Annotated in this window: 7 protein-coding genes, 5 pseudogenes and 1 other annotated feature; of the genes and pseudogenes, 11 read left to right on the top strand and 1 reads right to left on the bottom strand. The window is 38.7% G+C overall.

Annotated features, from left to right (window positions below; translation table 11 throughout):
- The first annotated feature begins 91 nt into the window (after nt 1-91).
- The 7 genes and pseudogenes from CF596_RS13715 (at nt 92) to CF596_RS13685 (ending at nt 5,795) form a co-directional block, all read left to right on the top strand.
- The gene (locus tag CF596_RS13715; RefSeq protein ID WP_002002480.1) at nt 92-934 is read left to right on the top strand and encodes a carbapenem-hydrolyzing class D beta-lactamase OXA-58; all 843 of its coding nucleotides are present in this window, start codon (nt 92-94) and stop codon (nt 932-934) included.
- A 90-nt stretch (nt 935-1,024) separates the two neighbouring features.
- Nucleotides 1,025-1,731 (top strand): annotated as a pseudogene (locus CF596_RS13710) (IS1 family transposase).
- A gap of 173 nt (nt 1,732-1,904) precedes the next feature.
- A pseudogene (locus tag CF596_RS13705) lies at nt 1,905-2,733 on the top strand (AraC family transcriptional regulator).
- A 49-nt stretch (nt 2,734-2,782) separates the two neighbouring features.
- Nucleotides 2,783-3,388 carry a LysE family translocator gene (locus tag CF596_RS13700; protein ID WP_000447788.1) on the top strand — a complete coding sequence of 202 codons (606 nt, stop codon included), beginning with the start codon at nt 2,783-2,785 and terminating at the stop codon, nt 3,386-3,388.
- A 524-nt stretch (nt 3,389-3,912) separates the two neighbouring features.
- Nucleotides 3,913-4,270, top strand: a pseudogene (locus CF596_RS13695) (type II toxin-antitoxin system RelE/ParE family toxin).
- Complete coding sequence (locus tag CF596_RS13690) at nt 4,263-4,565, top strand: helix-turn-helix domain-containing protein (protein ID WP_096902794.1); 303 nt, start codon at nt 4,263-4,265, stop codon at nt 4,563-4,565. Before CF596_RS13695 ends, CF596_RS13690 begins: the two are co-directional and overlap by 8 nt.
- An 82-nt stretch (nt 4,566-4,647) precedes the next feature.
- Nucleotides 4,648-5,795 (top strand): IS3 family transposase gene (locus CF596_RS13685; RefSeq protein ID WP_087013213.1). Its coding sequence is split into 2 segments (ribosomal slippage): nt 4,648-4,894 and nt 4,894-5,795, totalling 1,149 coding nucleotides; the frame shifts between segments, so codons are not numbered across the junction.
- A 121-nt stretch (nt 5,796-5,916) separates the two neighbouring features.
- Here CF596_RS13685 and CF596_RS14955 read toward each other — a convergent pair.
- Nucleotides 5,917-6,032 (bottom strand): annotated as a pseudogene (locus CF596_RS14955) (IS3 family transposase); the annotation flags it as partial.
- 543 nt (nt 6,033-6,575) lie between these two features.
- On the opposite strand from CF596_RS14955, the gene CF596_RS13680 reads away from it, so the two are divergent.
- The 4 genes and pseudogenes from CF596_RS13680 to CF596_RS13665 form a co-directional block, all read left to right on the top strand.
- A complete protein-coding gene (locus tag CF596_RS13680; RefSeq protein WP_032051437.1) occupies nt 6,576-7,478 on the top strand; it encodes an alpha/beta hydrolase in 903 nt (300 codons plus the stop codon).
- A 90-nt stretch (nt 7,479-7,568) separates the two neighbouring features.
- Complete coding sequence (locus CF596_RS13675) at nt 7,569-8,627, top strand: alcohol dehydrogenase (RefSeq protein ID WP_032051439.1); 1,059 nt, start codon at nt 7,569-7,571, stop codon at nt 8,625-8,627.
- A gap of 123 nt (nt 8,628-8,750) precedes the next feature.
- The gene (locus CF596_RS13670; RefSeq protein ID WP_096902793.1) at nt 8,751-9,098 is read left to right on the top strand and encodes a hypothetical protein; all 348 of its coding nucleotides are present in this window, start codon (nt 8,751-8,753) and stop codon (nt 9,096-9,098) included.
- Nucleotides 9,073-9,806: pseudogene (locus CF596_RS13665) on the top strand (IS3 family transposase); the annotation flags it as partial. The gene CF596_RS13670 and the pseudogene CF596_RS13665, both read left to right, overlap by 26 nt.
- Nucleotides 9,348-9,464 (top strand) — a sequence feature (AL1L pseudoknot). (Overlaps the previous pseudogene by 117 nt.)
- Nucleotides 9,807-9,869: the final 63 nt, after the last annotated feature.

Below are 9,869 nucleotides of genomic sequence, written 5' to 3'. Positions count from 1 at the left end.
GTTATTTGCATTTCTCTATTTTATCAAAATCCAATCGGCTTTTTCTTCAGCATACTTTTTGAAACACTACCAAATTTTAAAGTTGTATATCATGAAATTATTAAAAATATTGAGTTTAGTTTGCTTAAGCATAAGTATTGGGGCTTGTGCTGAGCATAGTATGAGTCGAGCAAAAACAAGTACAATTCCACAAGTGAATAACTCAATCATCGATCAGAATGTTCAAGCGCTTTTTAATGAAATCTCAGCTGATGCTGTGTTTGTCACATATGATGGTCAAAATATTAAAAAATATGGCACGCATTTAGACCGAGCAAAAACAGCTTATATTCCTGCATCTACATTTAAAATTGCCAATGCACTAATTGGTTTAGAAAATCATAAAGCAACATCTACAGAAATATTTAAGTGGGATGGAAAGCCACGTTTTTTTAAAGCATGGGACAAAGATTTTACTTTGGGCGAAGCCATGCAAGCATCTACAGTGCCTGTATATCAAGAATTGGCACGTCGTATTGGTCCAAGCTTAATGCAAAGTGAATTGCAACGTATTGGTTATGGCAATATGCAAATAGGCACGGAAGTTGATCAATTTTGGTTGAAAGGGCCTTTGACAATTACACCTATACAAGAAGTAAAGTTTGTGTATGATTTAGCCCAAGGGCAATTGCCTTTTAAACCTGAAGTTCAGCAACAAGTGAAAGAGATGTTGTATGTAGAGCGCAGAGGGGAGAATCGTCTATATGCTAAAAGTGGCTGGGGAATGGCTGTAGACCCGCAAGTGGGTTGGTATGTGGGTTTTGTTGAAAAGGCAGATGGGCAAGTGGTGGCATTTGCTTTAAATATGCAAATGAAAGCTGGTGATGATATTGCTCTACGTAAACAATTGTCTTTAGATGTGCTAGATAAGTTGGGTGTTTTTCATTATTTATAAGAATTAGAAGTTTGAGGTTAATCTATTTTTGGTAGTGTTTCAAAAAGTATGCTGAAGAAAAAGCCGATTGGATTTTGATAAAATAGAGAAATGCAAATAACTCTAGCAATCAAATGTCCAACCTGCCTCAGTGATAGTATAAAGAAAAATGGTATCAAAGTAGATGGGAAACAAAACTATCAGTGCAAAGACTGTAAACGTCAGTTTATTGGTGATCATGCACTGAGCTATCTAGGATGTAAGTCAGGTATTACTCGTAAAATATTACAGTTGATGGTCAGAGGCAGCGGTATACGAGATATTGCTGAAGTTGAGCGCATCAGTATCGGTAAAGTTTTACGTACTTTAACTGAATCAACCTATGAAATTCAGCCTCAGCAAAGTCATTATGAATCTCTCGAAGTAGATGAGTTCTGGAATTTTGTTGGAAATAAAAAGAATAAACAATGGCTTATTTACGCCTATCATCGAGAAACAGGTGAAATTGTTGCTTATGTTTGGGGTAAACGAGATTTAGCTACAGTCTAACAATTGAAGACAAAGCTTAAACAATTAGATATTCACTACACCCGAATTGCAAGTGATCATTGGGACAGTTTCATCACTGCTTTTAAAAATGGTAAGCAAAGTATTGGTAAATTTTTTACTGTAGGTATTGAAGGCAATAATTGCAAAATAAGGCATAGAATTAGGCGTAGCTTCAGAAGAAGCTGTAATTTTTCAAAAAAGCTTGAAAACCATTTTAAAGCTTTTGATTTAGCCTTCTTTTCTTTTACATCAATAATGGCTTCATTTAAAGGCAGCATACTTTTTGAAGCACCACCAAAATTTTATGTTAAGTAGAGACTAAAAATGCCCTTGATTAAGGGCTTACAAGGGCATTTTGTATAAGGTGTATTATGTTAATTTTAGAATTTCTTCATTAGATAATTTTTGATAAGCTAAATCCATTAGGACTAATTAAGTAAATATGAGCAATTGGGTCAATGTCACACAGGATAAGTCTACAGGTATAGAACTAATTCATGCCCACTTCAAAGGCTTTGCATACGATCCTCATCTACACTCAAGTTATCTTATAGGGGTAACAGAGTTAGGACATCAACAATTCAATTGTAGAAAAAAAATTATTGATAGCTATCAAGGTCAAACTTTCATGCTTGAACCTGAAGAAGTTCATGATGGTAATGCACCAGATCCTCTCGGCTTCACTTATAAAATGATGCATTTAGATCCAGCATGGTTAAAAAAAAGCTATGAAGGAATATTTAATGAGCCTATCGAACTTGCTATCGAATCAACCCTACGTTCTGATCCTCAACTTTCACATTTGATACTTTCAACCTACAATATATTGAATAACAATGAATCTCAATTGATGAAAGATACGTATTTAGATCTTTTATTAGAAAACTTAGGTAAATAAAAAAATTTTATATAAACGTGAAAAGTCTATCCAGACATTACCTAATATTGCATTAAAGCTAAAAGAAATTTTACATGAAAGTCTCTTTCATGATTTAGACTTACAAACACTCTCAACATTGGTGAAAACAGATCGTTTTTATATTAACCGTGTATTTAAAAAAAACTTTAACTGTTCTCCACATCAATATCTGATCCAACTCCGTTTAAATAAGGCAAAAGAATTGTTAAGAAAAGGATTATCAGCAACAACTGTTGCTTCATATCTTTGTTTTTCTGATCAAAGTCATCTAGGTCGATGGTTTAAACGTTGTTATGGCATAACATTGAATCAATATCAAAAAGCGTGCACAAATGTTCTAGATATATCTTGAAGATATTTATCAAACTAGCCAAATAGTTTATTAATTTTTGGATTTTATTTTGGAAACGATTTTAGCTTTTTGTGCCTTTTCTTTTGTTGCATCAATTACTCCTGGACCAACCAATTTCCTTATTCTTAGTACAAGTCATCAATTTAGTATTAAAAAAACATTAGGCTTAATCTTCGGTGGAAGTATTGGTGCTGCATCATTAGTCTTAATTACAGGACTTGGAATTGGTACAACACTCAATGAATACCCCAAGATTCAATTAATATTAAGTTTCACTGGCGGCATTTGGTTAAGCTATATTGGATGGAAAATTTTTAATTATAGACCTGATCTAGAATCTAAAATCCAAAATCAAAATAAGAAAAATGGTTTTTTTACAGGCTTCTTTTTACAGTTTATCAACCCTAAAAGCTGGTTGATGGCTATTGCTGTTATTACTGTTTATACAGCACAACTAGCTAACTACTATCAGTCACTCATTCTATTTTCATTCATCTTTATGCTGATTTCTCTACCTTGTTTATTTATTTGGGCTTATTTAGGAAAAATCACAAAAAAAATACTTTCTACAGCTCATCATATGGTGCTCTTTAATCGAGTATTAGGTACTGTTTTACTTATTTCAGTATGGTATCCAATATTGCATGCTATTTAACATAATGGCGGTTATACGCAATACACTTGTATATTAATATAAATATCAGATACTTAATAAAACCAGAAAAATCTAAAAATGCACAAAAAGCCGATTTTGAAACAAGTCGGCTTTTTTATGAGCGGTTTTGATATTTTTTGCCAACATTTTTGCTCAAAAAACACTCAAAACAGAAAATCACCTACAATCTATAAGGCTTTCAACCTGAAAAAAATCCACAATTTATGGGGATAACTCTGGGGCTATTTTTAAGCCATTTTTGTACGCTTTGACGTACAGTAATTTAAGGAATCTGCTTCTAGCTGATCAAAGCTTTATTTCTTATGATGTAGTCAAGGAAAGCAGGAAGCTCCAAACAACAAGAATAAGAAAGATCAGCACAAGGATGGTTAGGTACGACAGAAGTTATACCTTGCAACCAAACACGAAAAACCCCGACAGGATGTCGGGGTTTTTTATTACCATTTGAAAACTGACTAAGTTCACTATAAAATATAGACTATAATCTATATTTTGGTTGTGATATGTGGACAGTCATCACAACAGATCTGTTTAATGAGTGGCTTGAGCAGCAAGATGAATCAACACAAGAGAAAGTCCTCGCAGCTTTGGTCGTTCTACAGCAGCAGGGACCTAGCTTAGGTCGCCCTTTAGTGGATACCGTGTATGACTCTAAATTTACCAATATGAAAGAGCTACGCGTTCAGCATAGAGGTAAACCACTTAGAGCCTTTTTTGCATTTGATCCATTACGACAGGCCATTGTGCTTTGCATCGGTGATAAAGGCGGTAAAAAGCGTTTCTATAAAAGAGATGCTGGACATTGCAGAACAGCAATACGAACTTCATCTCTCAACCCTAGGAGAACAATCTAATGGCTAAAACCTTACAGGAATTATTGGTTAGTCGCTCTCCAGAGAGCCAAGCACGTATTAAAAAAATGGCTGATGAGCTACTGTTAGAGACTCAGCTCCATCTTATTCGAGAAGAGTTAGAGATTTCCCAAAAAGAACTTGCTGAAACTTTGGGAATAAAACAGCCATCACTTTCAGCAATTGAAAATCGTGGTAATGATTTAAAGATTTCAACCATGAAAAAGTATGTTGAGGCAATGGGTGGTAAGCTCCGTATTGATGTGGAGCTTCCAACAGGAAAACATATAGGATTTAATGTGTAACGATAAAAAAGGTAGCTATGAATAGCCACCGATTTTGTAGACACCTTTTAGTTAGATAAAATGGCTAATTAACGAGGTGCTTATGAGCAGTAAACGATACCCTGAAGAATTCAAAATTGAAGCAGTAAAGCAAGTCACTGAGAAAGGCCATAGTGTGGCTGAAGTTGCTGTACGTTTAGGAACCACCACACATAGTCTGTATGCTTGGATTAAACGTTATGATCCACAGCAGCCCAAGATCACAGAATCTAATAATCCAAGTACAGAATTAGCAAAGTTAAAAAAAGAGCTGCAACGGGTTACTGAAGAAAGGGACATATTAAAAAAGGCCGCGGTGTACTTCGCAAGCCAGTCCAAATGAGGTACGCCTTTATTCAGGACAATCAGCACATATGGCCTGTTCGTCGTTTATGTTCAACTCTGGATGTTCATCACAGTGGTTATTACGCCTGGCTAAAGCAACCTACCAGTAAAACTGCCAAGAAACGGCAACAGCTTTCAGGATTAATTAAACAGTTCTGGCTGGAATCTGGCGGAGTCTATGGCTATCGCAAGATTCACTGTGATTTGAAAGATGTTGGCGAAAGTTGCGGGATCAATCGAGTACATCGGCTCATGAAGATGAATGGTCTCAAATCACAGCGAGGCTATCGTAAACCTAGAGCTCATACTGGTACTCCAGCTGTTGTTGCTGCAAACACTTTAGACCGCCAATTTAATCCAACGCAGCCGAACCAATTATGGGTCACTGATATTACCTATATCCGTACTCATGAAGGGTGGCTATATCTCGCAGTTGTGATTGACCTATTTTCGCGTCTTGTTGTTGGCTGGTCGATGAAATCCAGAATCACGACAGACCTGGTTTTAGATGCATTATTGATGGCTTTGTGGCGAAGAAACCCAAAGAACAAAGTCCTAATCCATTCTGACCAAGGCAGCCAATACACCAGTCATGAATGGCAGACATTTCTCAAGCATCATAATCTTGAAAGTAGTATGAGTCGTAGAGGCAATTGCCATGACAATGCTGTTGCAGAAAGCTTCTTCCAGCTATTAAAGCGGGAACGAATTAAAAAGAAAATCTATGCAACTAGAACTGAAGCAAGATCCGATCTCTTTGAATATATTGAGATGTTCTATAATTCAAAACGCAGACATGGTTCCAATGGTCAGCGTTCTCCATTAGATTATGAAAAGGCCCATCAAAAGATGGTTAGGTGTGTCTAGAATTTTGGTGGCTATTCAATATGTGTTTCTGTGCCTATCTTTTGGAGAGTTTTTTGCTGATTAGCGTATTTAGCCATGCAGAATAACCATCGTTATGAAAATCTAAAGTTTAACTGAGGTACTGAATAAAGACATACCTGACTTGAACTGGCTTGCGAAATATGCCACGGCTTTTTTTTAATATGCTCTTTTTTTAGTAACTCTTTGGAGTTCATGTTTTAGCATTGCTAATTCTGCAAGTGGATCGGCAGATCCTATGATTTTGGGCAGTTGAGGGTCGTAAGTTTAATGAGTTGAATAGATTCATGAAACAGGAAAGATATTGTACCCGAATTGTAATTTTTCCCATAAATTGATGAGCCTGATCATTTTATACAAAAATAAGTACAAGAATGTACAAGTCAGCCATACACACAATCGTTTAATGTTTAAGAACATTCATAGCTCATGATTGCATAAAATTAATGAAAGCTTTTTTATAACGGACTGGAATAGAAAAGAGAATAAGTAGGATCAAAAGCTATATTGAACAGGATGCGATTTTGCAGAAAACATTCGCTGGTATGTATTTTTTACATTTTAAAATACTAATTTGAAACGGTTAGATTATCCGTAGATTACTTAGTCATGCAAAAAATTGTATCAAACCAGTGATGCAAAGCCACTCTTTAGATTTGGATCTTCTGAGTGTCTAGCCATGAGTGATGGCACTCAAGTTTTTATATCTTCATGGAATAAAACTAGGATTTATTCCTTAAATATCAAATCAAGGATTTTAAAATGAATAGCACACAAAGCAATACTCAATTTCTTTTCGATTTATATGCGAACTGGTCAAGACGGATGCAGGAAAATCCGAATATGACCATTGAAGACTTTCGCAGTATGTTTGATGAATGGCATCAACCTACATTGGAACCGGAAGAAGTGTCTTATAAATTCGATGTTGTGGCAGGTGTAGAAGGTCTTTGGATTTATCCGAAAGATGCTGACTTATCCAAAGTCATCATTTATACCCATGGCGGTGGATTTGCGGTCGGTTCTTCGGCCAGTCACCGTAAGCTGGTGGGGCATTTGGCCAAGTATTTAGGGGTATCCGCATTTGTGGTTGATTACCGACGTTCACCAGAACATGTCTTCCCGGCACAAATTCAGGACGTGACAGCAGTATATAAAGAACTACTCCAGCGTGGCTTTACTGCAAAAAATATGCTGACCGCAGGGGATTCTGCGGGGGGGAATCTGGCGATATCAACCGTACTCAATCTACGAAATGAAGGGATTGAGTTGCCAGGAGCAGTGATTGCATTCTCTCCTTGGCTGGATATGGAGCACAAAGGTGAAACCCTGATCAGCAACGATGCCACTGATGCCTTGATTACAGTGGATCTGCTTAAAGGCATGTCACAAATGTTCTTGGGTGAACATGGTGATCCGGCAAATCCATTGGCGAATCCGTTAAAAGCCAATTATCAGGTTTTCCCACGTTTGTATATCAATGCCGGATCAGTTGAATCACTTGTAGACAATGCAACACGTCTTGCTGATATTGCAAAAAAAGAGGGTGTTGATGTGACTTTATCTGTGGTGGACAACATGCAGCACGTTTTTCCTTTCCTAGCTGGGCGTGCAAGTGAAGCTGATCAAGAATTAGCGAAAATTGCGCAGTGGTTTAAAGCATAAATCAGTGCCCACACGGCGTATAAAACTTAGTGAATAAAAGACTTTGTTCACTACAAGGCCGTCTATTTTATTGTTTCAAAGGAGAGATTCATGCACTGTTACTGCGTGACGCATCATGGACAACCACTCGAAGACGTTGAGAAAGAAATTCCGCAACCGAAAGGTACTGAAGTTTTACTCCATGTAAAAGCCGCAGGTCTATGCCATACGGATTTACACTTATGGGAAGGTTATTATGATCTAGGTGGGGGCAAGCGTTTATCCCTTGCAGATCGTGGGCTGAAGCCACCCTTAACCTTAAGTCATGAAATTACAGGTCAGGTGGTTGCTGTCGGTCCAGATGCGGAATCAGTCAAGGTCGGCATGGTCAGCTTGGTTCATCCATGGATTGGTTGCGGTGAATGCAACTACTGTAAACGTGGCGAAGAAAACCTGTGTGCCAAACCGCAACAGTTAGGCATCGCCAAGCCGGGTGGTTTTGCCGAATATATCATCGTGCCGCATCCACGATATCTGGTGGATATTGCAGGTCTGGATCTGGCTGAAGCTGCACCTTTGGCATGTGCAGGCGTGACAACATACAGTGCACTGAAAAAATTCGGTGATTTGATTCAAAGCGAGCCGGTGGTGATCATTGGTGCCGGTGGTTTAGGGCTGATGGCACTCGAGTTGCTCAAAGCTATGCAAGCCAAAGGCGCAATCGTAGTTGATATTGATGACAGCAAACTGGAAGCAGCACGTGCTGCCGGTGCATTATCGGTCATCAATAGCCGAAGTGAGGATGCTGCTCAACAGCTGATTCAGGCAACTGACGGTGGTGCACGTCTGATCCTTGATCTGGTTGGCAGTAATCCAACATTGAGCCTTGCCTTGGCGAGTGCTGCACGTGGTGGGCATATTGTGATCTGCGGATTGATGGGGGGAGAAATTAAGCTTTCCATTCCGGTGATTCCAATGAGACCACTCACAATCCAGGGCAGTTATGTAGGGACGGTAGAGGAATTAAGAGAGCTGGTGGAGCTGGTGAAAGAAACCCACATGTCAGCCATTCCCGTGAAAAAACTGCCAATTTCGCAGATCAATTCCGCATTTGGAGACTTGAAAGATGGCAACGTCATCGGGCGTATTGTGCTTATGCACGAAAACTGATCACCCAACGTTTTTCCATATTTAATACCCAAATCAAAATCAAGAAATTGCGCAAAGACCTGAGTGGTCTTTGTGCTAGGAAGACTCATTTTAAAAAAATGAGTCAAAACAACAGAGTTAAAAATGAAACAAATGAAAAACTATTTCTATCATCGTTCAAATCAAAAAATAGCTGCTTTGGTCTTTGCTTTAACTGCCGCTTTGGACCTGCAAGCCGCAGGGGTGAGTTCTGATGCCGGGGATTATCAAGCACTTCCAGGGGGAACCAACTTAGCGGTTGCCTATTACCAGCATACGGAAGCGGATAAGGCGTATGCAAATGGTGATAAAGTCGCTGATGATCTCGATTTAAGCATTGATTTGGGAATATTGCGTTACGTTCGTTTTATTGAAGTTGAACCGTACCGGGTTTGTCGGAGAGTCAATATTCTGAGAGACTATCCCGATGACAAAATTAAAATATACCCCTGAAATCAGAGAAAGAGCGATTCAATTATTGATTGAATCTGAAAAAGATTATCCTTCTACTTGGGCTGCAATCACAGCAATTGCACCTAAGATTGGCTGTACTCCTGAAACACTACGTTCCTGGCATCAGAAGTATTTGAATCAACAGAATCCAATCAAAGTACAGCAGCTTTCAGACCAAGAACGCATTAAACAACTTGAACGCGAAAATAAAGAACTGCAACGAGCCAATGAAATTCTACGCAAAGCAGCCGCTTTTTTCGCCCAGGCGGAGCTCGACCGCCCACACAAATAATGGTGGATTTTATCCATAATAATAAAGAGCTGTACGGAGTCGAGGCGATTTGTAGAATTTTACCTATCGCACCTTCAACCTATTACCGGACTTTAGATCTCGCGGACAATCCAGAACATCGAGCGAAACGAGATTTACATGACTTGCATCATGCTGAACAAATTAAACGAATTTGGAAGGAAAGTTCAGGTCGATATGGTGTACGTAAAGTTTGGCAAAAACTGAAACGTGAAGGCTATATTATTGCGCGCTGTACAGTTGCTCGATTGATGCAAAAACTAGGTATACAAGGTGTTTGGCGTGGTAAGAATAAACAAACTACCCGTAGCCGAGATGATCAAAAACGAGCAGATGACTTGGTGAAACGCAATTTTAGTGCTGATCATCCAAACCAACTATGGGTGGGTGACTTTAGTGTGCCGCAGCAAGCGGCGTAAGAGATGAGGGTATGGCCCCTCGCTATCGGCTTGCAGGAGCAG

Source organism: Acinetobacter sp. YT-02, from assembly GCF_002412355.1.
GTDB classification, from domain to species: Bacteria; Pseudomonadota; Gammaproteobacteria; order Pseudomonadales; family Moraxellaceae; genus Acinetobacter; species Acinetobacter towneri.
Note: the sequence above shows the minus strand (reverse complement) of the source record. Positions and strands in the feature narration are given on the sequence as shown.

Bases quoted from the DNA above. Each gene is read 5' to 3' on its own strand.
- CF596_RS13675 (WP_032051439.1), top strand. From the start codon at position 7,569: ATGCACTGTTACTGCGTGACGCATCATGGACAACCACTCGAAGACGTT.
- CF596_RS13715 (WP_002002480.1), top strand. From the start codon at position 92: ATGAAATTATTAAAAATATTGAGTTTAGTTTGCTTAAGCATAAGTATT.
- CF596_RS13680 (WP_032051437.1), top strand. From the start codon at position 6,576: ATGAATAGCACACAAAGCAATACTCAATTTCTTTTCGATTTATATGCG.
- CF596_RS13670 (WP_096902793.1), top strand. From the start codon at position 8,751: ATGAAACAAATGAAAAACTATTTCTATCATCGTTCAAATCAAAAAATA.
- CF596_RS13690 (WP_096902794.1), top strand. From the start codon at position 4,263: ATGGCTAAAACCTTACAGGAATTATTGGTTAGTCGCTCTCCAGAGAGC.